This window comes from Marinobacter sp. 1-4A, assembly GCF_016597725.1.
Taxonomy (GTDB): Bacteria; Pseudomonadota; Gammaproteobacteria; order Pseudomonadales; family Oleiphilaceae; genus Marinobacter.
The window spans coordinates 214,845-238,607 of the sequence record NZ_VCGY01000004.1; the positions used below are offsets into that span (position 1 = coordinate 214,845).

General features: G+C 53.4%; 20 protein-coding genes. 10 read left to right on the plus strand and 10 right to left on the minus strand.

Annotation, left to right across the window (positions count from 1 at the left end; translation table 11 throughout):
- Positions 1–3: 3 nt before the first annotated feature.
- The 6 genes from FE845_RS10765 to FE845_RS10790 form a co-directional block, all read right to left on the minus strand.
- Positions 4–771, minus strand: coding sequence for an ABC transporter ATP-binding protein (locus FE845_RS10765; RefSeq protein WP_200364388.1), 768 nt, complete (start codon positions 769–771; stop codon positions 4–6).
- A gap of 50 nt (positions 772–821) precedes the next feature.
- Complete coding sequence (gene fhuB / locus FE845_RS10770) at positions 822–2,825, minus strand: Fe(3+)-hydroxamate ABC transporter permease FhuB (RefSeq protein WP_200364390.1); 2,004 nt, start codon at positions 2,823–2,825, stop codon at positions 822–824.
- Positions 2,822–3,757, minus strand: a complete 936-nt coding sequence (locus FE845_RS10775; protein WP_200364392.1) for an iron-siderophore ABC transporter substrate-binding protein — start codon at positions 3,755–3,757, stop codon at positions 2,822–2,824. The genes fhuB and FE845_RS10775 overlap by 4 nt, the downstream gene beginning before the upstream one ends.
- 4 nt (positions 3,758–3,761) lie before the next feature.
- Positions 3,762–5,939: a TonB-dependent receptor gene (locus tag FE845_RS10780; RefSeq protein WP_200364394.1), complete on the minus strand. Its 2,178-nt coding sequence runs from the start codon at positions 5,937–5,939 to the stop codon at positions 3,762–3,764.
- A gap of 217 nt (positions 5,940–6,156) precedes the next feature.
- Positions 6,157–7,170, minus strand: a complete 1,014-nt coding sequence (locus tag FE845_RS10785) for a c-type cytochrome (protein WP_200364396.1) — start codon at positions 7,168–7,170, stop codon at positions 6,157–6,159.
- A gap of 15 nt (positions 7,171–7,185) precedes the next feature.
- Positions 7,186–7,827, minus strand: coding sequence for a c-type cytochrome (locus FE845_RS10790; RefSeq protein ID WP_200364398.1), 642 nt, complete (start codon positions 7,825–7,827; stop codon positions 7,186–7,188).
- A gap of 203 nt (positions 7,828–8,030) precedes the next feature.
- Here FE845_RS10790 and FE845_RS10795 point away from each other — a divergent pair, with 203 nt between their 5' ends.
- Positions 8,031–9,116 (plus strand): endonuclease/exonuclease/phosphatase family protein, encoded by a 1,086-nt coding sequence (locus FE845_RS10795; protein WP_200364400.1) that lies wholly within the window; start codon positions 8,031–8,033, stop codon positions 9,114–9,116.
- Between the two features lie 17 nt (positions 9,117–9,133).
- Entirely contained in the window at positions 9,134–10,705 is a 1,572-nt protein-coding gene (locus FE845_RS10800; protein WP_200364402.1) for a DUF4139 domain-containing protein, read from the plus strand.
- Positions 10,706–10,749: 44 nt separating this feature from the next.
- Here the strand turns inward: FE845_RS10800 and FE845_RS10805 are convergent, their stop codons facing one another.
- The 4 genes from FE845_RS10805 to FE845_RS10820 all read right to left on the minus strand — a co-directional run bounded on the left by FE845_RS10805 (position 10,750) and on the right by FE845_RS10820 (position 16,305).
- Positions 10,750–12,309, minus strand: a complete 1,560-nt coding sequence (locus FE845_RS10805) for an FGGY-family carbohydrate kinase (protein ID WP_200364404.1) — start codon at positions 12,307–12,309, stop codon at positions 10,750–10,752.
- On the minus strand, positions 12,299–13,924 hold the full coding sequence (locus FE845_RS10810) for a glycerol-3-phosphate dehydrogenase/oxidase (RefSeq protein WP_200364406.1): 1,626 nt from the start codon (positions 13,922–13,924) through the stop codon (positions 12,299–12,301). The genes FE845_RS10805 and FE845_RS10810 overlap by 11 nt, the downstream gene beginning before the upstream one ends.
- Positions 13,925–13,938: 14 nt before the next feature.
- Entirely contained in the window at positions 13,939–15,555 is a 1,617-nt protein-coding gene (locus FE845_RS10815) for an FAD-binding oxidoreductase (RefSeq protein WP_200364408.1), read from the minus strand.
- 99 nt (positions 15,556–15,654) lie between these two features.
- On the minus strand, positions 15,655–16,305 hold the full coding sequence (locus FE845_RS10820) for a type II secretion system protein N (protein WP_200364410.1): 651 nt from the start codon (positions 16,303–16,305) through the stop codon (positions 15,655–15,657).
- A 231-nt stretch (positions 16,306–16,536) separates the two neighbouring features.
- Here FE845_RS10820 and gspE point away from each other — a divergent pair, with 231 nt between their 5' ends.
- From gspE to gspL, 8 genes are read left to right on the plus strand one after another with little or no spacing between them, the layout of a single operon-like run.
- Entirely contained in the window at positions 16,537–18,045 is a 1,509-nt protein-coding gene (gspE, locus tag FE845_RS10825; protein ID WP_200364412.1) for a type II secretion system ATPase GspE, read from the plus strand.
- Between the two features lie 3 nt (positions 18,046–18,048).
- A complete protein-coding gene (gene gspF, locus FE845_RS10830) occupies positions 18,049–19,260 on the plus strand; it encodes a type II secretion system inner membrane protein GspF (protein WP_200364414.1) in 1,212 nt (403 codons plus the stop codon).
- A 36-nt stretch (positions 19,261–19,296) separates the two neighbouring features.
- Positions 19,297–19,749, plus strand: a complete 453-nt coding sequence (gene gspG, locus FE845_RS10835) for a type II secretion system major pseudopilin GspG (protein ID WP_200364416.1) — start codon at positions 19,297–19,299, stop codon at positions 19,747–19,749.
- 3 nt (positions 19,750–19,752) lie between these two features.
- Complete coding sequence (gene gspH / locus FE845_RS10840; protein WP_200364418.1) at positions 19,753–20,289, plus strand: type II secretion system minor pseudopilin GspH; 537 nt, start codon at positions 19,753–19,755, stop codon at positions 20,287–20,289.
- On the plus strand, positions 20,286–20,687 hold the full coding sequence (gene gspI / locus FE845_RS10845; RefSeq protein WP_320159687.1) for a type II secretion system minor pseudopilin GspI: 402 nt from the start codon (positions 20,286–20,288) through the stop codon (positions 20,685–20,687). The genes gspH and gspI overlap by 4 nt, the downstream gene beginning before the upstream one ends.
- 10 nt (positions 20,688–20,697) lie before the next feature.
- A complete protein-coding gene (gspJ, locus tag FE845_RS10850) occupies positions 20,698–21,438 on the plus strand; it encodes a type II secretion system minor pseudopilin GspJ (RefSeq protein ID WP_200364420.1) in 741 nt (246 codons plus the stop codon).
- A gap of 6 nt (positions 21,439–21,444) precedes the next feature.
- Positions 21,445–22,455, plus strand: coding sequence for a type II secretion system minor pseudopilin GspK (gene gspK / locus FE845_RS10855; protein WP_227714262.1), 1,011 nt, complete (start codon positions 21,445–21,447; stop codon positions 22,453–22,455).
- A 2-nt stretch (positions 22,456–22,457) separates the two neighbouring features.
- Positions 22,458–23,762 (plus strand): type II secretion system protein GspL, encoded by a 1,305-nt coding sequence (gspL, locus tag FE845_RS10860; RefSeq protein WP_200364422.1) that lies wholly within the window; start codon positions 22,458–22,460, stop codon positions 23,760–23,762.
- Position 23,763: the final 1 nt, after the last annotated feature.

A 23,763-nucleotide genomic window follows, 5' to 3' on the forward strand; every position in this document is an offset into this window, starting at 1 on the left:
GCTCTATGCTACCGCGATGCGAGCACCTTCCCGGTGAGGATGCGGTAGTACGGACATAGTTACCCCGTAGATATCTTTCAGAGTTTGTTGGTTCATCAACTCGTCAGGTGTGCCTTCCGTTAGCAGCCGCCCACCGTGCAAGGCTACCAAATGGTCACAAAATCCGGCTGCCATGTTGATGTCATGTAGCACGACTACAACGCCTATATCCAACTCCTTTCCCAATTTACGCACCAGAGAAAGCACTTCAATTTGGTGAGCGACATCCAAAGCAGAGGTAGGCTCATCCAACAGCAAGAAACGGGCATTTTGAGCTAGCAGCATAGCTAGCCAAACTCGCTGGCGTTCCCCACCAGACAGTTCATCGACGCTACGGCCTGCAAAACGTTCAGTGTCGGTCAGTGCTAAGGCTCTTTCTACCTGTTGTGCGTCTTCATGGGAGAAACGCCCCAATGCGCCATGCCACGGGTAACGCCCAAAACGAACCAGTTCTTTAACGGTCAAACCATCCGTTGCGGGCGGTTGCTGCGGCAGATACGCCACCTTCTGCGCAAGAGAACGGTCACCCCAACGATGCAACTCCTTGCCCTCCAGAGTGATCTGACCTGCGGTAGGTGTCAGTTGGCGCGCCAGAAGTTTCAATAGTGTGGACTTACCAGACCCGTTGTGGCCAATCAGGCCTACCATCCGGCCTGGGGCAACCTTAAGGTCGATAGGGTGAAGAAGCGTTTTGTCTGCCAAGCTAAAGCTAGTAGCACTCAGTGCGAACATGGCTCGATCTCTCTTTGTAGTGTCGAGTGGTCAGGATCAACGTGTTGGCATTAACAGCGACTTGGCATTCGGTACATCCGTACCAGAAAATAGCCACCTCCAATCAGAGTGGCTACCAAACCCGCGGGCAACTCATGGGGATACACCAGTGAGCGCGCCAGCCAATCGGCCCATAGCATCAGCAAACTGCCAATAACAAAGGCGCTTAGAAGTTGTGGTAAGGCGCGTTGGTAACCTAAAAGCCGTGCCAAATGCGGTGCCATCAAACCCACAAACGACAAGGGGCCAACAACCAGCGTTGCAGCAGCGGTCATAAGCGCCGCAATCAATAGAAGTAGCAGTCGAGCCGGTGCCAGTGGCAAGCCCAGTGAGCTGGCGGCAGTGTCGCCCAAGGGCAGAAGGTCTAGCCATCGACTTGCTAGAACAGCCATCAGTGCGAGGATAGGTGTTGCAATAACAAGGGTCCAAGCGTCGGATTGTCCAGAAAGCCAAGTAGAACCCGCCAACCAGTTAAGTAGCATGATTGATTGGGCGTCGCCCATCGCCAAAATCATGCGAATACCTGCATCTAAAAGGGCTGAAAGAGCGATACCACCTAAGAGCAAGCGCTGCGGAGAAAAGCCGCTTCGCCGGCTCAGTATGAGCAGCATCAGCAGAACCAAAGTTCCGCCAGCACCTCCGGCCAGAATCTGCAAAGTGCGGCTGCCGCTGCCAACCGTAAGAATTAATAGCACCATGCCTAACGCCGCGCCTGTGCTAATACCTAGTAGTTCTGGGCTAGCCATGGGGTTTCGGGTCAATCTTTGAACAATGACACCAGCACCTGCAAGCAGCCCACCGGCCATTAGCGCTGTGATCATTCGCGGCAGGCGCATTGCTAGGAGTGCACTCTCTCCGTCGAAGCTGGTCCAGCGCCAGCCTTCCCATGTGGGGCCGAGCGACAATGTAACTGCCAAACTGCCCAGAGTGATTAAGCACAACAACAGGAAGCCAGTTTTCGAGAACTCACGCCGGGTTGTGGCCAGAGATGCCGGCTGGGATGGTCGAGCGGACATTAACCGGTTGCGGGTCAATACCCATAACAATACTGGACCGCCAATCAATGCTGTGGCTGCGCCGGTTGGGAACAACATGTGTCTGAATACAAAAGTGAGTTGTTGGGCTATGCCATCGGCGATCAAACAAACTAACGCGCCGGTAAGGGCGCTGGTAAGCATGCGTTGGCGCAGCGTTCGTGCGCCCAATAATCGAGCAATAGCCGGCGCCGCCAGACCAATGAACCCAACCACGCCCACATGGCTTACTGTAAGAGCTGTGAGATAGACCGCCAGAGTCAACGCTAGAATGCGGATAATGTTTGGAGACAACCCTAACGATTTTGCTCCCTCGGTTCCTAGATCCAGCGCTTGCAGCGGGCGCAAGAGAGCTAGCGCCAACCCAGCTGCAATCAGCAAACGGGGCAGCAATGCAAGAGTGCTGTGCCAATCGTTTTGGCTGAGTTCCCCGGCTCCCCAAATGAATAACCCAGCAAGTTGTTCCTGATTGAACAACAAAATCACCGTGTTTATCGCCCCTAGGTAAAGGCTTACAATCAGCCCGCAAAGGGTAAGCGATAGCGGATCGAACCCGCGCCTAGCCCCCATCAACAAAACCAAGCCAAGAGCCGCGAGCCCACCAACCATGGCCCAGATTTCGCGCCAAATGAGAAGCGAGGGTGCCATCAACATGATTAACCCCAACGTTAGCTGAGCGCCAGCCGCGACGCCTAGTGTGGTTGGAGCGGCCAAGGGGTTGCGCAAGACTTGCTGCACGAGTGTTCCCGCAAACCCAAGTGCGGCACCGGTTAGCAGGGCGATGGTTAATCGTGGTAGCAGGGTGTAATGCAGAACAGCTTGTTCAAAAGTTGCAGACTGATTAAGTACAAGAGCGCCGGGTAAGCGCAACAAATTTTCCAAACTAGTAGCAGGAGATAAGAACACACCTGCCGACAGTGTTAACACCACTAAGAGAAGCTGCCAAAGCTGAGGCTGGCGCTGTAAAGCAAGTTGCTTCATGGTTGTTGCTCCTGAGCACCTTGCAACAGTTGGTCCGCCAGCATGCGAGCCATACGGGGTACGCTCACCACGCCGCCGAACGTCCAAACCGGCCCAACACCAATTATTCGACCACTGCGTGCCATGGGAAGATAAGGCCAGAGGCCGCTTTCCTGCAGACGCTCCCTATCTGCCTCCGGCCACGGCCGTATATAGATTAACCAAGCATCGGGCTGGCCGCCCAAGTCTGCAATGGTTCCCGGAGTGAAACCCCATAGATTGGTAGGTTGGTGCCACGCATTGGTGAGGCCAGCTTGTTCTAGAGCTTGGTTTAACATGGAGTTGGCACCGTGAACACGCACACGCCGGTCGTCTAGAAATCGGACAATAAAAGCGGTATTCCCAGCTAATCCAGTCTTCCAAAGCTGCTCTCGGGTGGCTGCAAGATCCTGCTCAGCCTGCGCAATAACAGCTCGAGCCTTATCTTCAAGGTCAAGTATTTTTCCTAAAGCGAGCAGGTGTTCACGAGCCTTGACCCACGGGTTCGAACCGGATTCGTAGGTTGTTTGCACCAACGTTGGCGCGATGGCTCGCAAAGCAGGCACCGCTGCTTCTAAGTGCCCGGAAACCAAAATCAAGTCCGGCTTGAGAGAGCGAATGGCTTCTAGATTCGGGGCCTGACGTCGGCCCACAGATTTTATAGACTCCGGCGCCTTCGGCTCCACGACCCATTGCCGGTAACGGTCTATTTCCGCCACGCCTATTGGGGTAACGCCCAGCGCCAGCAAATGCTCTGCCAACCACCAGTTCAAAGCCACAATGCGCTTTGGGGGCACGCCCTGTTTCAAGTCGCCGGCGTTGTGCAGCATCAGACTGTCCGCACTAGCAGAGAAGCTCAGCAGCAGAAAAGCGAGGGCTCGCAGCACGAGCCCTGAGCGCTTACCAATCAACATGCCATCAATAGTCCACGGAGTAGGATAGGGTATAGGCTCGGCCCTGACCTTTGAAATCGAAGAGCTTTTCGAAGCCATAGAATAGCTGAGCCCGCTGCCCCCAAACGGTGTCGTATTGCTTGTCCAACAAGTTGGTGATGGAGAAATTGAGACGACCCAAAGGCAGCTCACGCGACGTTAGTAAGTCGAATGTTGTAAACCCGTTTATTTCATCGCCGGCATCGTCTTCAATACCGAACGCATGGGAGCCTTGGAGACGGGCCGAGTTCTGGTTGTCCCTCCACTGAACAAAAGCTGTGGCATTAGGAAGGCTCGCGGCGGTTACGAGATTCTTTTGCCAATCGCCACTCGCATCTTCTACTTCGGAGCGCGCGTAGTGGGCTGTTCCGCCGAAAGACCATTGCCGGTTTGCTCGCCAGGTGAGAGCGCCCTCAAGGCCGTAATCCCGGGTTTTGTTATCAACCACATCTACTGTGAGCGTAGTTCGGTTGGTTACTGCTTCTTTATCCGACCAAGTGTAGTATGCGGCTACCTGCACATCCCATTGCACCTGGTAAGTACGCCAACCAAGCTCCACCTGATTGGTTTTCAACCCCGGTACCGTGTTGTCATCAATGTTCAGAGAGTCGGTGAGAACATAGTGGCCATCATTCAGGCTATAGTTCCCGCGACCAGCCACCTTGCCGGGATCCGGGATCTCGAAACCCTGACTCACATTAGCCCAAACTTGTTGGTCGTCATTTAAGTTATAGATAGCACCGGCGTTTAACAGGGTGACATCGTAGTCGTTCTGGCCGCCCGGAATCGTATCGGCACTCGTTACCAAGCCACGCTCAACCTCGACTGCTTGTTGTGTGCCTATAAAGTCTTCCATATCAAGCCGGGCATGCCTCTGCCGAATTCCGGCATTCAGCTGGAGCCGTTCGGTGGCCTGCCATTCAGCCTGAAAATAGGCAGCAATACCTTCCACACGATAGTCCGGATAGCGATCGATGGTAAATTCTTCATCAAATGTCATGCCGCCGCTCGGAAACGCGGTTGCGTTGTCGAAAATCATTTGATTAGCAGAGAAGTCTTCGCGATCAAGATCTATGCCGTAATTGAGCCGAACGCTGCCAAAGTCTTTTGCCAAAAGCCCTTTTATTAGGTACTGACGGGTATTCTGTTGAGATGCGCCGAAGTAGCTTTGGGGCAAGGTTGCGCGCTGATAAGGGTAGGGGTGAAAGCTGGACTCCTCATTACGCATCGAAGCTTGTAAGTACGCTGTGTGACCCAGAAAATCCAGATGTTGCCACGCCAAATTGAACATGTACCGGTCGGTTTGGGGATCCCGGTCGCTAGAGAAGCCTTTGCGGATTTCGGGGTTATTTATCTCGGCAAGGTAAGGCCCCAGCCAAGCCCCTTGATTTCCACGGTAGCCGGAATTGTATAGCTGGGCTGTCAGGTCGAGTTTCTGGTTCTCATTGATGCGAATCTGGGTGCTGCCCATTACGTCGAGGCTGCGGTTGTACTGCAAATCTGTTTGGGAAATATCTGGCATGATGGCATCGCCATTCCCATCGTACATTGCTCCATTGTCTTTTGTTGCAAAGGCGAGCCGGCCTTTGAGAGTGTCGTTGCCTCCGGAAATGGATTGGCCGAAGCGAAATTGCCGATCCTCAGTATTATTGAAGCCACTAGAAGCACCTACTTCCGTACTGAACCGAGCCTCTCCCTCCCGACCTTTCTTGGTAATGATATTCACGATGCCACCTGTGCTACCGCCACCGTATACTGCCGTAGCACCGGAAAGCACCTCTATGCGGTCTATGTTGAATGGGTCGATAGAGTCGAATTGCCGGCTTAGCCCGCGGGAGCCATTGAGAGACACGCCATCAATCATTACCAGCACACTTCGACCGCGCATATTCTGGCCATAGTTGGTTCGGGTCTCGGGTGCCAAATCCATGCTGGGCACCAGTTTACCGATGACCGTTTTCAGGTCCTGACCAGCGTGGAGCTGCTCTTCCAATTCTTCACCCTCAAGAACCCAAACAGAACCGGGAATCTGGCTTATTTGAGCTGGCGCGCGGCTGCCAACCACAACCAGTTCATCCAGAGACGTTGATGAGGCATGCACTGCAAATGGCGCAGCTATGGCCAAAGTTAAAAGGGTTCGAGAAACGGTGTGTCGGGCAGCCATTGTCACTTTCTCCTGATAAAATTAGAGCGCGATTGTAAATGATTATCAGATAGATTCAATGGGTGTGCTGCGTGTCGAAAAACTTGGTGAGCTTGCTCAACCAATGGAAGGGCAGGTAAGTTTGGGTAAAAGACTGGTAAAACAATTAATTGAGTGGGCAACTTAACACTAAACGTTAAGGCGCTACACAAGTGGTTGCACAGCGCCCAACCAATATCTATTCAAAGGTTCTTGGGCGAACCGAATCTGGTTTGAGGAATGGCTTCTCTCCAGTGTTGTTATGATCCCCAAGAACATGTCCGTCGGTTTCCCGGGCTTGTCCATACATCGAATGCTTGTGGAATCGCTCCTGTGTCTTTTCCAAAGTGTCTTTTACATCACCTGTATAACGTGGGTCTTGTGGTCGTTCCTGATTGCTCATGTAATAGGCAATGTCCCACGCCTCCTGATCACTCAGGCTGTTAGGTTGGCCTAATGGCATGTTGTTTTTGATAAAGCCCGCTGCAGTGAATACCCGCACGATGCCCGCACCCCAGTTGTTCGACATATCCCCCCAAATTGCAGGGAAAACTGTGTGGTTACCTACGCGCAAGCCCTCGCCATCGTTACCGTGGCAAACAGAGCAATTCTCATCAAATGCGGCTTCTCCGCGAGCATAGCTCAGTTTCGCAGGGCGATCCGGCGCGGGAAAGCCCCTGCCGTAGATGGGTTTTTCCGGGTACATGGCGACTCCCTTTGCCAACCATTGGTGGTAGGCAGACAGTGCAAGCATGTTGTCACTGCCGTACTCCGGGGGTTTTCCGTTCATTGAGTAGGTAAAGCAGCCTGCAATGCGTTCTTCTAGATTGTTCACGTGGTCGTTCTTTCCACGATAGTTGGGAAGAGTCACCGCTGCAGGCCAAACCGGGGCACTAAAGGGCATGCGGCCTTCACCCATGTGACAGCTGGAACAGTTCATGTTGTTGAAAACATTCTCGCCCCTTAGTTGTTGGGTGTTGGTGAAAAGATCGTAGCCCCGCCTAATGACGCGTTTCAGCTCAGGGTGAAGGCTGGCGTTTTCCAAATCTTCCATGGTAGGTGGGATATGCACCAACTCATTTGCTTTGGGAGCCGGGTAGCCCAGTTCTGTCAACGTATTGATGTACTGTTGCGTAGTGTCGTCGGTCGCTGCGGCAGTGGCGGAAAACAATAGGGTTCCCGACAGCGCAACGTAGCTAAAAGTGCGAATCATGATGTGAAAACCCTCTTAGTTGGCCGAAGCGCTCTGGCTAGCAAGCCAAGCCGCGACTGCATTGATATCGTCATCGCTCATTCTGCGAGCAATGGAGCCCATCAGGTCTTGCGTATCGTTTTTTCGGGTACCTGCTTTCCACGCTTGCAGCTGGGTTTTTATGTAGCCTGCGTGTTGACCGGCAATGCCCGGGAAAACAGCACCAGCACCTTGGTTATCGGGACCATGGCAGCTTTTGCATGAAACAACGTAACGCGACCAGTCGCCACGCTCCGCCAATTGTTGTCCGCGCTTGAGCGTTGCCTCGTTAGCACTTTCACTGCCTTTACCTTTGGTAGCAGGCAGACCGGCATAATAAGCGGCGACATCTGCAATTTTCTGATCGTCCAGCATATTCACAAAAGGCATCATGCTGGCACTGCTGCGCTTCCCGGATTTGTAGTCGTGTAGTTGTTTGCTGATATAGGCTGCGTCCAATCCTGCCAACCTAGGCCAAGACTCACCCCCGGGGATGTTCATGCCGCTACCATCTGCTTGATGGCAAGCCATACACACGGCGGCGGATGCAGCGCCCCTTGTTGCATCTGCCTCGGCAAGCGCGAAACCGGAGCAGGCGGCGAGTCCCAAGGCAGTTAACAGTATAGGTAGTTTCTTCATATATGATTTCCCTCTCGATCAACGAACGCCATTTAAGAATGGTCTATTTCTGCAGTCTTGGCCAAGGTGCCTGTTTCGAAAAATTATGATTTGATAAAGATCAATTATTAACGCTATCAAGACCAAGCCTTCTAGGGCCAAGCTGGGCTTTCTGATGCAACGTCCTAGTGCGAATGTCCCGGGCGTTGCGCTACACTGATCCGATGCTATCCATCATTTTCTCTCTATTCACAACGGTCATTGCCGTAGCGACCTTCTTGCCCCTCTGGCGTAATCCTCACTGGAGCATTCGGGTTTTTGATTTTCCACGCCTTCAATTGGCGGTTTTGGCGGCATTATTACTCGTCGCTCAATGGGTGTTTTTGGATCTGACGCAACCCCTGAGCAAAACGCTGGTTGTTGCCGCGGGGAGTTCCTTGCTCGCCCAGCTTTGGTGGATTCTGCCGTACACGGCAATATGGCGGAAAGAGGTCAAAGACGCTCGCAACAGGCACCCTGGGCGCACTTTGACCATACTTACGTCCAACGTGCTTACCCCTAACCGCAACGCAGAAGCCCTGCTCACGCTGGTCGAGACGCATAAGCCGGATGTATTGGTAACGCTGGAATCGGATCAGTGGTGGGAAAATCAACTGGCGGCGTTGGAAGGCGACATGCCTTACACCATCAAGTGCCCCTTGGATAACCTTTATGGCATGCATGTTTTTTCGCGGCTGCCATTAAGCGAAACGCAAGTGTGCTTTCTAATCGAGGAGAAGGTGCCTTCGATGCACGCATTGGTTGAGCTATCCACCGGCGATAAGGTGCGTATTCATTTTGTACATCCGGCCCCGCCTAGCCCCACAGAAAATGATGAATCGAAAGAGCGGGATGCGGAACTGGTTATTGTCGGGCGAAGTGTGGCCGACAGCCAAGAGCCGATTATCGTTACCGGCGATCTCAACGATGTAGCTTGGTCGCCAACAACCCGCTTGTTCAGAAAAGTCAGCGGCTTACTGGACCCAAGAGTAGGGCGCGGGTTTTACAGTACTTTTCACGCAGATTATCGGTTGTTGCGCTGGCCTCTTGATCATCTATTCCACAGCCATCATTTTACGCTCGCATCCATTACTCGGCTTCCCTCCATCGGTTCCGACCATTTTCCGTTATTGACTCAGGTGGTGCTCGCTCCGGCGAGAGGGCAAGATCAAGAACCTCTGGCCGAAGATGGTGACGACCGTAACCGCGCGCGCGAGCTTGCAAGGGAGCAAGGTGCGAGCAAACACGATGTGCCAGAGCCGGGTGAGTAAAAAAAAGGAAAGTTTCGATGACTAAACACAGCCTATTTGCACTGACCATTGCGATGACGCCCATGCTGGCTTCTGCAGAGATTACCTCTGCCATCTTATACCCCTCGCATGCTGAGCTGACTTGGGAGGAACCTGAGCAGGTAGGTTCCGGCGCTGGAATCCTCAATATTGAGGGCTTGCCCGTCAGCCTTCAGGACCAGACTTTGCAAGTTCAGATAAGTGGTATTAGCGGGTTGCAAATCCAGCAGGTTCAGGTCAGCCGAATGGAGCAGGCAGAGTTCGTTGCGGATGAAACCCGGCGAATCCGCAAGGAGCTGGCAGAGGTTACCTTGCACATTCAGGAAAAAGAGGACTTGATTCAAGCGTGGAATCAGCAGGTAACACTTATGAGCAATGCTGCTGAATCGCCCCATGAGCTCTCGGCCTCAGAGTTGAATGACATGGCCGTCGCTTTGAAAGATACAACACAGAGTGCGCTCGGGGAGATAAGGGCTATTCGCGCGAGAATGACAGATGATATCGCACTGAGAGACCGCTTAACTCGGGAGCTGTCCCAAGTGAAACAAGGCGCAAAGGCAACCAAGCAAGTACGTTTACGCTATCAGGCCCCGGCATCCGGTGAGCTGCAAGTAACCCTCAGGTTTCAGACTCCGGAAGCGCGGTGGCGGAGCGAATACAGCGCCCGCCTTAAAACAGAACTCAAGGGTCAAACTGGTGGTGAGGTCGCGCTAGAACACTTGGCCGTTGTTCAGCAGTCCACCGGAATGGATTGGCACGGCGTGGACCTGCGCCTTGCAACTGCAAATGCCCGCAGGGGAACGGCAATGCCACTAATGTATTCGTGGGTAGTCAGCCCCGAGCAGCCGCTGGCGTTCCGTTCAAAGGCGTCCGCGCCTATGGCTGATATGCAGGCGGAGTCGCTTATGGGGATGGAGTTAGAGAGTGCAGCGGTTGTTGAAAGGCAGAGCACATTCACCCAAAGCTATCGTTTGTCACACCCAGTGGATGTTCCTAGCGGCACTTCGGGCCAACGGTTAACGGTTGCGGAGCATAGGATCCCGGTTGAAGTTGCCATTTGGACTGCGCCAGTAATGGATGCAACCGGCTACCTCCATGCAACGGGTAAATTTCAATCTGAAACACCCATACCGGCCGGGCGGCTTACCTTGTACCGAGAGGGCCAGAGCCTAGGTGAAACCCAGCTCCCAGCGTTAACGAACGGTGAAGAACTCACCCTCGGATTCGGGGTAGATGAGGGTGTTCGGGTAGCCGTAGTGAACGAGCTTGAACGTACCGGTGAGGAAGGCATGTGGAAAAGTGAAAATGTTCAGCGCCGACAAAACCGTTTTGAGATTACAAACCATCACTCACAGGCTGTGCAGGTACGGGTTTTTGATAGGCTCCCTGTATCTCAAAAAGACATTCTGACCGTTAAACCGTTGGACATCAGCGAGCCGGTTGAGCGAGATGTTGATGATGAAAAGGGTGTTCTGGCCTGGGACCGACAAATACCTGCGGGCGAGACGCTCACTTTAAAATCTGGTTTTGAAATTCGAGTTCCCGAAGGAACTGCACTTCCGCGGCTTTAAGTTGCACCTAGGGGCACGGAAGTGCCTCCACATATCCAGAGAGCTTATTTCGGGTAGCCGGTGATATCCCGGATTTTTTGATACAGGGGCTGCAACTGCGGGTACATACGCAAGTAAACTTCAGAGTAGAGTCTTTCGTAAAGCTCCCGCGCTTCCGGGTTGGGTTGAAATACATCGCCCACCCGGGTCATTTCCGCCACAGCTGTTTCAAAATCCGGGTGCAGGCCAAGTCCCACTGCTGCATCGATGGCTGCGCCCAGTCCAGAGGTTTCATAAGTGTGGGGGCGCTCAGCGGGTAAGCCGAATACGTCGGCCGTTAACTGCATGGCGGCGTCGCTTTGGGAGCCACCGCCAGCTACCCGGAGCTTTCGAATTTTAACGCCACTGCGTTTTTCAATTTTTTCTTTACCTTCCCGAAGCGCGTAAGCCAGCCCCTCCAGAATTGCCCGGTAAATGTGCGAACGGGTGTGCACATCGCCAAACCCGATAATGGAACCTTTGGCTTCCGGCCCGGGTTGGCGCACGCCGGGTGACCAGTAGGGTTGCAACATCAAGCCCATGGAGCCCGCAGGTACGGCTTGCACGAGTTCATCGAACAGCTCTTCGGGCTCGATTCCGCGATTCTCTGCAAGTTCGCGCTCCCGTAAGCCAAACTCCTGCTTGAACCAGCTCACCATCCAGAACCCACGATAGATCATCACTTCTGTGGAGTAATGACCGGGCAAGGCGGAAGGGTAAGGAGGCATCAATCGAACCGGTTCCACATAGCGCTTGTTGGTGGCGTTTATCGTAGCGGTTGTGCCGTAGCTCATACAGCCGATATCCGGCGTTAAGCCACCCGATCCTAGTATTTCACAGGCTTTGTCAGAAGCAGCTGCAATCACTGCTAAGCCTTCTCTTACGCCAAGATGTTTAGCGGCCTCTGCGGTCAAGTGGCCGAGGGTAGAGCCAGGGCTAACCAGTTTAGGCAGCATGGATTTCTTTATTGGCATAAGGTTCCATTTGAAATCCCGCTTGCCAGCCCAGCGATGTCTTTTGTAGTCGAACGGTAGATAGCCCACTTGGCTACCCGTAGAGTCGCGGAATTCGCCGGTCAATCGATAATTTAAGTAGCCTGACAACAAGACAAAATGCCGGGTTTTTTTCCATATTTCCGGCTGGTTTTGGGCAATCCAATTGGCCTGAGTGTTTTCCCGAAAGCGGTTAATGGTGTCTTCAAGTCGTGCCAGTTTGAAGAGCCAACCCCAAGGCCCTTTAACTGGCCCATCGACTTTAGCGTGGCGCTGGTCGAGCCAGATAATCGCTGGGCGTAGAGGCTTGCCATGTTCGTCTAGGTTAATCACGGTGCCGCGCTGGGTTGTGAGGGTAACGCCCGCGACTCTGTCTGGCGTGACGTCTGTAGACTCCCAAAGCTGATCACAAGCCTTGCCTAGGTTTTCCCAGAAATACTCCGGGTGCTGTTCCGCCCAGCCCGGCTGCTCTGAAAAATAGGGTTGAATCTCCTGCCTGCCTTTGGCAATAAGGTTGCCACGGGTATCGAAGAGCAGGGCGCGTACGCTTTGGGTGCCATTATCGATAGCCAGAATCAGTGGATCAGAAGGCATGTGACGACCCCGGCTGGAGCGGGAGAGAATAGGCTTCGCGCCAAAGGGCGAGATATCGGGCCTCTTCCGCGCACCATTGTTCATCGGCCCAGCTCAAGGCGCTTTGGCAGTATTGTCTTAGTTTTGGAAGCAACAGCTTTCCACCATGGGGAAGGATTAAGCCAAGTCGGGTACGGCGTAGCATCAGATCATCCAGATGCGTTACGCTCTCCTGTTCGCAGGCCCAAATTACTTCAGCCCAAAGCAATTCGCCCGGTATAGGGCCGGAAGCCGTATCTGGTTGAACAGGTTCCAGTGGGCCAGCCTTTAGCACAGAGGGCAGATCTGATCCATAAAACCCGACTAGCCGTTGCCAATTCTGATGGCTTATATTGCCGGGCTTTTCAGGTGAAGGCGTGGGTCGGAATACCGGGTCACGCTCTGGCCGCAGCCTATCTTTAGTGCTCATGCCTCGGGTAAGGGCTTCTCGTGCGATCAGGCGAAAGGTAGTGAGTTTGCCGCCTGCGATGCTGATTAAGCCTTTGTCTTCCCGGAATTCATGCTCGCGGCTTTCTTTGGACGGCGTCTTGAATTCCGCCGTCTTTTGTGCAGAGGTAACAACCGGCCGAACGCCTGCCCAAGTTGAGAGAACATCACGTTTGGTGACTACGGCACTGGGGAATAATCTGCTCGATATACGCAGGAGGTAATCGACTTCTTCACTGCTGATGCGCGGCTCTATATCCAGATCTTCTTTATGATCAAGATCCGTTGTCCCTAATACGGTTGTGCCGGCCCAAGGAAAGGCGAAAACCGGGCGTTTGTCATCCGGGTGGAACAGGGAAACAGAGCAGGAAACCGGCAACGTCTGCCACGGAAGAACCAGATGGCTGCCGCGCAGTGGTCGTATGGTCATGGGCTGTTCGTCGCTCTCCGGCTGCTGGAGCCGGTCGGCCCAAACCCCGGTGGCGTTGATAACCAGCGGCGAATCAACAGTAAACGGTTGGGCATTGCCCTCGGCCTGAAGCTCAAGGCCACTGACTTGTCCATCGGTGCGGATTACTCTTGCGGCTTTAAGGTAGTTCAAGCACCAGGCGCCGTCGTGGCGAGCCTCTGCGATAACCCTTTGCACCAGGCGAGCATCATCGGTTACAGCGTCGGTAAAGCCGCTGGCGCCCGTCATTTTCTCGGTATTGAGGCCGGGTACCCATTGCAGCGTTTCGCCCGGAGTCAGAAAGTGACGGGACTTGGAACGGGAGATCCAGTCGTAAATCCGAAGCAAAATCTGAAACAGTCTTGGCCCGGGGAATTGGCGTTGAAAGTGCGGCATGATGAAGCGCAGAGGTTCTATAAGCCCGGGCGCCTCAGCCATTAACCTTTGCCGCTCGGTAACAGCGTCTCTGGTAAGCCGGTATTGCCCGCTGCCCAGATACCGAAGGCCTCCATGCACCATTTTCGAGGAGCGGCTGGAGGTTCCCCAGGCAAAGTCCTTTTGCTCTACAAGCAGCGTTTTCAAGCCGCTACCGGCAGCTTCTCGAGCTATACCCGCGCCGGTAATGCCGCCTCCCACCACCACAACATCAAAGGTATGGCGGCCGCTTTGAAGCTCTCTGAGCAGTATGTCTCGACGCTTCATCTGGGTCACTCCGCTCACTCCAACAAGGTTTTGGGGTTGAGAATGCCTTCCGGATCGAAGGTTTGGCACAGGGAACGGATTGCGAGCATTCCCAACTCACCTTTTTCCACCGGCAAGAAGGGCGCATGGTCTTTGCCGACACCGTGCTGGTGGCTAATGGTGCCGCGGTTACGGACGATCAGTTCTGAGGTGGTGTTTTTCAGATGTTTCCAGCGGGCCAACGTCTCCTCGTAACTATCCGCAACACGGAAAACATAGGTGGTGTAGATGCTACAGCCCTGTCCGTAAAAATGGGACAGGTGGGTAAATACATGGGTGCGCTCGTTTTTGCTTTCGTCTCTGGCTTGAAGACCGTTGCGCAAACTGTTTTCCATAAGGCCCAACAATGTGTCTACGTTGTCCCAGTCGGTGGCGGTTTCTAACGTATCTACGGCGTAGCCCATCTGCCATAACGCTTCTCTGAGATACGGCATGGTGAACCGCTTTTCCGCCCATTTCTTTCCGAGCCGTGTGCCTGTGTAAACACCTTTATATTCTGAACAGATACGCTTGGCTTCTTGCTTGGCGCTGGCGCACTGGTGTTTACTGCCAGTGAGACCGAACGTCATCATACACTTGCCTTCATCCGCGCCGCGCAGAGAGAGTACTTTTTCAAGCATGCCAATGAGTTGTGGATGCCCGGCCAAGGCCAGCTGGGTTTCGGTTTCTATGGCGTTGCTGAGGCGCAGCATGGAAAGCTGAGTGCGGTTTTGAACCAATTTTCGACAGGCTGTGCGCGCTCTATCCCAATCCGGGAAGAATACAACGTGAAAACTTTCTTGTTCTGGCAGGCGGGTGACCCGAACCTTCACTTCTGTGATCAAGCCAATGCGGCCCTCGGAGCCCAGAATCATTTCGCGAATGTCAGGCCCAGCGCTGGATGCCGGAATGGTGGGCAACTCCAGAGTGCCTTTGAGTGTTTCAATCTGACCGCCGGCAAACAATTGCTCAATGCGCCCGTAGCGCAAGGATTGCTGACCGCTCGACCGCGAGGCCACCCAACCACCAATGGTTGAGAGCTCAAAGGATTGGGGAAAGTGCCCGAGTGTGTAGCCATGAGCCCGCAACTGGGATTCAACAAGAGGCCCCGGTGTACCCGCACCAAAGGTCGCGATTTGGCTTTCCCTGTCTAGGTCAATGAGGCGGTTCATGCCACCCATATCCACTGTAAGCACAGGCTTATCGCCTGCCAGCGGGTTGATATGCCCAGCAACACTGGTGCCACCGCCGTATGGAATCAGCTCGATGTTATGCGCCTGTGCGTAGTGAAGTAGGTTCTGCACGTCGAGGCTGGTTTCGGGGCGGGCAACGCCATCTGGAAAAACACCGAACTCGCCACTGCGCATGGCCAACCAGTCTGCCAAACTTTGGCCGCGGGCGTGGCGCACGCGAGTTTCTGGACTGGTGTCGATGAGCTTAGCAACCGTGTCGTCAGCCGGTAGGCGTGACTCCGGAACCTTAGCGCAGACAGACTCCAGAGATACGTCTTCAAGAGCGTGGCTTGCACCCACACGCTCTGCAAGAAAATTCTGCCCCTGTGCCGGGAGCTCCAGATTGAATGTTTCCTCGCCCCAACCGTTCCAACGTCGCATCAAAATACACTCCCTTCTAATTGAATGGATTGCATTCTATCGGTATAGCCAGCGCTCACGCATGTCTCATGGCGACATTGCAGGTGTCATTTGCCGACATTAACCGTTACTGCGCAGGCGTTCCCGAAGCTGTTCCAAGCGCTTGCGTATTTCTTCGCGGCGGGGCTGGTTGTTTGCTGCAGGTGGGGCTGAGGGTTGGGTAGATGTGTTAGTGGTATCGACTGGTTCTTCGTATTGCGAGGTGCTGCCAACGTCAGCAGAAAAGCTTACACCGGAGTTGTCATCGGATTCCGGGAAATACAGGTTTTCCAATTTTCCACCGCGGTCAAGAATAACGCGGTTAGCGTGCACGGAACGGAGTTTTGCATTGCCGGGAAGTTCGTCACCCACAAGGAAAACATCTGTTTTGCTTTTGTCATCTTCAATGAGCGCACTGCCGGGGAAGTCGCCGTCGGCTGCCAAGACGCCACGGAGAAAAATTCTGAGGTTGGTTTCGGGTAAGTCCTCGGTGTCTTCCTCTATGTCCGTTCCATCAAGTTGTGCTGTGCCAAAAAACTCTAACGATGACAGTGCAACGTTTGGCGCGCTGCGTTTTTCGGTTAAGGGTTGCGTAATTGCCTTTTGGCTTTGCGCCGTTTGTTGGCTTTGCGCTTGCCAAAAACTATAGCCCTGCCATGCGGTAACCCCCACCATGGCCAACCCCGCAACAAGAGCCAGAGCGAGTGGAATCTTCGGATTGATAGAGAGCATTGATAATCCTGAATGCAAGTTCGCAAACTGCCAAAACCGGTAACCTAGAAAAACACTGAAAGTACCACAGGTTATCAGAATAGCGTCTTTTATTGAGAGTATAGTGTACAGGGTTATTCAGCAGGCCTATATCCTGTGGTAGCCTTCCTGAACTCTATAAAACAGAAAGGGTTGCAGAGTGTGCGGGCGCGCACAAAACCCTGAAAGCCTGATAATAAAACGAGGAAAACCTTGACCACAGAAACCGAACTTCAGCCGCAGGATGCTCCGCTGGGTCGTCTTCCCTTTACCTTTGCAAAGCGCAACGGCGTTATTCTGACTCGCTCAGAAGAGGGCAACCCGGTTATTTTGGTCAGGCCCGGCGCTCCTCACTCTGCACTGGCGGAAGCCAACCGCATCAGTGGTGGCCGTGCACGATTTACCACAATCGACCCGGACCATTTTGATCAAGCGTTAAATGCTGCTTATCAGAACGACTCGGCTGAAGCCATGCAGATGGTTGAAGGCATTGGCGATGACATGGATTTGGCCTCGCTGGCTGACTCGGTTCCCGAAACAGAAGATCTGTTAGAGCAGGAAGACGATGCGCCGATCATCCGCCTTATTAATGCCATTCTTACCGAAGCGGTAAAGAGCAGCGCCTCCGACGTGCATATTGAAACCTACGAAAAGCGCTTAGTTGTGCGGTTTAGAGTTGATGGCGTATTGCGGGAAGTGGTGCAGCCCAAACGAGCGCTGGCGCCGCTGCTGGTTTCGCGGATAAAGGTTATGGCAAAGCTCGATATTGCGGAAAAACGGGTGCCTCAGGATGGCCGGATTGCACTGAGAGTAGCGGGTCGCGAAGTGGATATCCGGGTTTCCACCATGCCGTCATCCAGTGGCGAACGCGTTGTACTGCGATTGCTGGATAAACAGGCCGGGGCTATACGCCTTGAATCACTGGGCATGGCGCCAGACGACCTAAAGATACTGCGCCGGCTCATTCATCGGCCATACGGCATCTTGCTTGTAACCGGGCCGACCGGCTCTGGTAAGTCCACAACCCTGTACGCCTCACTTCAGGAAATAAACGATCGTACCCGCAACATCCTCACGGTCGAAGACCCTATCGAGTACAACCTGCCGGGTATTGGCCAGACTCAAGTTAATCCCAAGGTTGAGATGACCTTTGCGAGGGGCTTGCGTGCCATACTGCGTCAAGACCCTGACGTGGTGATGATTGGTGAAATTCGGGACCTAGAAACCGCAGAAATTGCCGTTCAGGCCAGTCTCACAGGCCATCTTGTTCTCTCCACACTGCACACCAATACTGCCGTTGGCGCCATCACCCGGCTTATGGATATGGGCATCGAGCCCTTCCTTATCTCATCAAGTCTGGTCGGCATTGTTGCCCAGCGGCTTGTGAGAGTGTTGTGCAAAGAATGCCGTGAACCTTATACGCCCACAGAAGAGCACTGTGAATTTCTGCAGCAGGACTTTGCAACGCCGCCGACTATTTATCGGGCAAAAGGCTGTGAGCACTGCAACCAGCTGGGTTACCGAGGTCGAATCGGTATTTATGAAGTGGTTGAGGTAACGGAGGACATCAGCGCATTGATTCACAAGCGTGCGGGTGAGCTGGAACTGGAGAAAGAAGCGCGGCTGAAAGGCCCGAGCATACACTCAGACGGTGTTCGCAAAATACTGGAAGGTGTAACCACTGTGGAAGAGGTGCTCCGCGTAACGCACCGGGGCCAGTAAACTATGCCAGCCTACGAATACAAGGCCTTAGATGCCCGGGGAAAACAGAAGCAGGGCGTGGTGGAAGCCGATGCTCCCCGTGCAGTACGCCAACAGCTTAGGGAAAAGGGGCTCACGCCACTGACGGTTGAACCGGCTGTTCAGAAGCGCACACCCAGCAACCCGTTGAGCAGTGGAGGCTCTCTGGCAGCCGCTGACCTTGCGCTGGTAACTCGCCAACTGGCAACCTTGATTCAATCGGGCATTCCGATTGAGCAAGCATTATCTGCAACGGCCCAACAAACAGCCAAGCCGCGTATCAGAAGCATGCTGATCGCCATTCGCGCCAAAGTGATGGAAGGGTATACGCTAGCAGATAGTCTTGGCGAATTCCCCAAAGCTTTTCCGCGCTTATACCGATCAACAGTTGCAGCGGGCGAGCATGCCGGGCACCTAGACTTGGTTCTGAATCGGCTGGCTGATTACACAGAGAATCGGCAGGAAGCGCGCCAGAAAATACAGCTAGCGGCCATTTATCCCATTATTCTAAGCTTTGTGGCGATAGCCATTGTGGTGTTCTTGCTGACCTATGTGGTACCGGACATTATTGATGTTTTCGTGAAGCAGGGGCAGGAACTGCCAGCGCTGACCCAAGCCATGCTGGCTATGTCGGAATTTCTTTCCAGTTTCGGTGTCTACCTCTTAGTGCTATTGGTTGCGGCCTTTATGGCGTTTCGCTACGCACTCACGAAACCGGCCTTTCGCATGCGCTTTCACAAACGTCTGCTGCATTTGCCGTTATTTGCCGGAATGGTTCGGGGGGTTAACACCGCCCGCTATGCCAGTACGCTTAGTATATTGACAACCAGTGGTGTGCCCTTGGTTGATGCTATGAGAATCGCCGGAGAGGTGTTGTCCAACGACTACCTGCGTCAGGAACTTCGGGATGCCGCACGCAAAGTGAGTGAGGGTGGGTCTCTGCATCGGGCACTGGATCAGTCCGGCTACTTCCCGCCCATGATGCTTCACATGATCGCCAGCGGTGAGGCCAGCGGGGAGCTGGATAGCATGCTAGAACGCACCGCCAACATGCAGGAGAACACGCTGCAATCCAAGATAGCTGCCATTGTTGGGCTTTTTGAGCCCATGATGCTGTTGATAATGGGGGTGGTTGTTCTGATTATTGTGATGGCGATCATGCTCCCCATACTGAACATGAGTAATCTGGTCGGTTAGTATTTTTAACATTTCAAGCCAACAACGAGTGATGTAATGACGATGAAAAATGTAAACATGCCGCAGTCCAGCCAAGGCTTCACCCTTATTGAAATCATGGTTGTGATGGTGATCCTCGGCCTTTTGGTAGCAGTAGTAGCACCAAATATTATGGGCCGGAGTGATCAGGCAAAAGTCACCGTAGCGGAAACCCAGCTCACCAACATTTCGAAAGCTCTGGATATTTATCGATTGGATAATAGCCACTATCCCTCAACCCAGCAGGGCTTGGAAGCTCTGCAATCGCGCCCAAGCGGCAGCCCAGAGCCTAAAAACTGGAACCCCGACGGTTACATGAAAAGTATCCCGCAAGACCCCTGGGGCAATGAGTTCCAGTACGTAAGCCCTGGACGTGAAGGCGCATACGATCTTTACTCTTTTGGCTCCGATGGCCAGGAAGGTGGTGAAGGTGACGCTGCTGATATCAGTATCTGGAACATCGGCGGCTAATTCATGCGTTATGTGGAACCAGGAAACAGCAGCGGCTTTACGCTCATTGAGATAATGGTTGTCCTGGTTCTAGTGGGGCTGCTTGCAGCTCTGGCGGTTTTCACCATGGGTGGAAACTCACAACAGCGGGAACTGCAGAACGAGGTGCGGGAACTGTACCTGTTAATGCAGACCGCATCGGATCAAGCTGTGCTCAACAACCGGGAACTTGGCTTGCTGTTTGAAGAAAACGGCTACCAGTTTGTTACCTACGAAGACGAAACGGGTGACTGGGGAGCCTCAGGAGAGCGCATATTCAGAGCCAGAAGCTTCCCGGATTGGTTAGTAGCGACTCGGTTCGTTGAAAACGATGCGCCTCGGCTAGCGTCGGCTGAAGACGAACTCCGGCCCGATGTGGTGTTTTTCTCCAGTGGCGAGACTACGCCTTTCGAGTTGGAGTTCACGGTCGGTAGCGAGACAGATTACACCCAAATTTTGGCGTCCGACGGGATCTCTCCCATCGAATGGCGTCGTCCCGGCCTTGAGGAAGACAACTGGTGAGGCCGCAGAACCCCGCAAAGTTCTCGACATCCGTCGGAGGCTTCACTCTTATAGAAGTGATGATAGCCCTGCTGGTCTTTGGCCTGATCGCAACCGCATCCGCAGAGGTGGGTAGCCAATACATTTCCAGCTACGAGAGAATTCGCGACAAAACGCTTGCGGCCTGGCTCGCCGACAATCGCATTAATGAAATCCGGTTGGAGCAAAGCTTGCCCGGCATCTCTGAAAACTCGGAAGACAAAGAGTACGGCACTTACAACTGGCAGGTGACAACAAAAATTATTGCCACCCCCGAGCCTAAAATGCGGCGGGTGGAGGTTGAGGTTGCCCGTTACCGGGATGGCCGATCAGACCCTTACCCGGTACACACACTTTCCGCCTTCATAGGTGAGAAATGAGAGGCGGGAAATGAGAGTAGTGAATCGCCAGCGAGGCTTCACGCTTTTAGAAGTTCTTGTCGCTATCACCATCACTGCGGTTATCGGCATTGGTGTATGGCAAGTTTTGAGCGGTGTCATTCTCTCCCGCGACCGTGTGGATGAGCTGGCAGAACGTTTTGATGGTTTGCAACGCGCTATGTTGCTTCTAGAGCGAGACATCACCCAGATAGTAAACCGGCCAGCCAGAGACCTTTACGGCGATTTCAAGCCAGCTTTCACCAGCCGCGAGGACGACTTTACGTTGATGCTAACCCGTCAAGGCTGGCGCAACCCGCTCGGTATTCGCCGCAGCAGCCTGCAGCGGGTCGGTTGGGAGTATACCGGTAACGAGCTTAGGCGCAGATATTGGCCAACGGTTGATCAGGGCCAAGAGGACAACAGTCAGGACCTTATGCTACTTGAAGGTGTTATGGCCTTCGATTTGCAGTTTTTGGATGACCAGAATATCTGGCAGCAGCAATGGCCGACTGACGAGGCCATGTCGGCGTTAACGCCGAACAGCCGGCCGGAAATACCTTTTCCTCTGGCGATAGAAATTACCCTAGAGCACGAACGTTTCGGCGAGATTGTTCGAACCTTTGTATTGCCAGACTTTGACGCCGTAAGCGCGCAGGGCTTGCTGACCCAGCTAAATGAAGCCCGCGAAGAAGCGGATGAGGAGAATGAAGAGGAATCTGCAGACGGCGGCGTTCAGGGGCAGGGAAGTTAAGACATTATGATGACAAGCCTCCCAGAAACTGGCCCAAGAACACAGCAGGGTGTTGCGTTGATCATGGTTCTACTCGCCATGGCGCTGGTTGTCATGCTGGCTTCTGGAATGACCCAGCAGCAAAATATAAGGGTGTTCAAAGCCGGACATTATTTGGCACAGCAACAAGGCCAGAGTATCGCACTCGGTGCAGAGGCCTTTGCCCGTCAAATCCTTATAAAAGACTTTGAAGACGATAAAGAAAACGGCCAAATGATTGATAGCTTGGATGAGTTCTGGGCAATGAGTGCAGCTATTCTGCCTTTGGACGACAACGGCGTCGCCGAGGTGCAGATAGATGATCTTGGCGGGCGGATAAACCTCAATGATTTAGTAGCAGTCAACGGTCAGGTAGATCCCATGACCAAAGACCGTGTGGCACGCTTGCTGATGGCTTTGGGCATTACCGAAATATCGGTTGACGCTTTGGTGGATTGGATTGATCCGGATGATCAAACAATCAGTGCCTACGGAGCGGAAGATGGCCAATATCTTATGGCAGAACCCGGTTTCCGAGCAGCAAATCAACCGTTTGTCAGCGTGTCTGAGCTTAGGTTGATTGAAGGCATGACTGAGGAAGTATACGTAGCACTGCGGCCTCACGTATCCACCTTGCCTGTCAGTGGCCTAGGCATCAACGTGAACACAGCAACGGCTGAAGTATTGATGTCGCTCTATGAAGAACTAACGGCGGCTCAAGCTGAGTCTATTATTGAAAAGCGTGATCAGGAGCCGTTCGAAAATCTTCAAGATTTTTTAGAGCTTCCGGAGGTGCCTGCATCGGGACGCAATACTGCAGGGTTAGGGTTGCAAACCCGTTTTTTTGAAGTTGTTTCACGGATTACCTACGATAACCGTGTTGTAAATATGGTGAGTACGGTTTTTCGCAATCAAGAAGGTAATGTCCGGACGGTTCACAGGGATACCGGGCAAAAGAATCGCATTACCAAAGAGCCCTATACAATTTCGGAAGGATAACCATGTCATATCGCCTTTACGTGCGACCCTTGCCACCATTTACGGACCTCGGAGTAAACTCGGAGGACCGGCTGTTTAACTGGGTGCTTTATGATGCCGGCGGCGACGCTCAGGCTCAGGGTAGCAGCGATTTTCGCAACACAATCGAACAAACGCTGAGTCAAAACGGGCTTGATGATGTGCTGCTGGTGGGCCTGATTCCGGGCGATGAAGCCATGTTTTGTGTGGCCGATATTCCGGCAAAGCAAAGCCGGTTCATCAATCAAGCTTTGCCTTATGCTGTTGAAGAGCAAATAGCCCAAGATATTGACAGTGTTCATCTAGCGCTTGGCCTTCATACTCAAGAGGGCTTTCGGGTAGCTGCCGTTGATCGTGAACGCATGGCTCAATGGCTTGAGCTGTTTAGTGGTTGGTCCCATGCAAGACTGGAGGCCATACATCCAGATGCCGCATTGCTCCCGGTCACAGATGGCGGCTGGTCTATTTGTTTAGACGGCGAATCTGCGATGATGGCGAGCGACCGTGGCGAATGGCTTAGCATGCAGTCTGCCAACCTCGGTATGTTTGCACACACCTTGGCGACGCCGCCTTCCGAAGATGTCGTAGCGGAAGTCCCTGTGGTGATCTACGGGACTGAGGCCGAATTTGAAGAGCAACAAGCCGTGTTGGGCGAACTCATGGCGCCGGGCCGACTTTCTGTGCGCCGGGAATCGCTGGAGTTAATGCCACTTGAACTGTTGGCACATGCCCATCACCACCATTTATGTCGGCCTATCAACCTTTGCCAACGGGACTTTTCTATCAAAGGAGGGAAGGAGAGTCCGCTAAAGCCTTGGAAGCCCTTGATCGCCGTCGCGGCAGTTTGGTTTGTGGTCCAGGTGGCACTGGAAGCCGGAATGGGCTTTTATTACCAGCAACAAACTGAAGAACTACGCGATGAGGCCATGTCAGTTTACCGAAAGGCTTTTCCCGAGGATCGCCGAACCCACGCGGGTAACGTGAAGCGTGTTATTGAAGGCCAATTGCGCATGGCCGGGTCCGATGGCCCTGATGTGGATTTTGTAACGCTTATGAAGTACACAGGCCAACAGTACTCGAATGTGGCGGGGTCCGGTTCGGTAACGTTTAACTCAATTAATTACAGCCAGTCCCGGGGGGAATTGGTGGTTGATGTGCGAGCGGAAAGCTACGATCGCCTAAGCACGTTACGCAACGGCCTGTCTGGCCAGGGGCTTGATGCAAAAATAGGCTCGGTTGTTAACGAATCCAGCGGCGCCCGTGGCCGCCTGACGGTATCGGGAGGCTGAA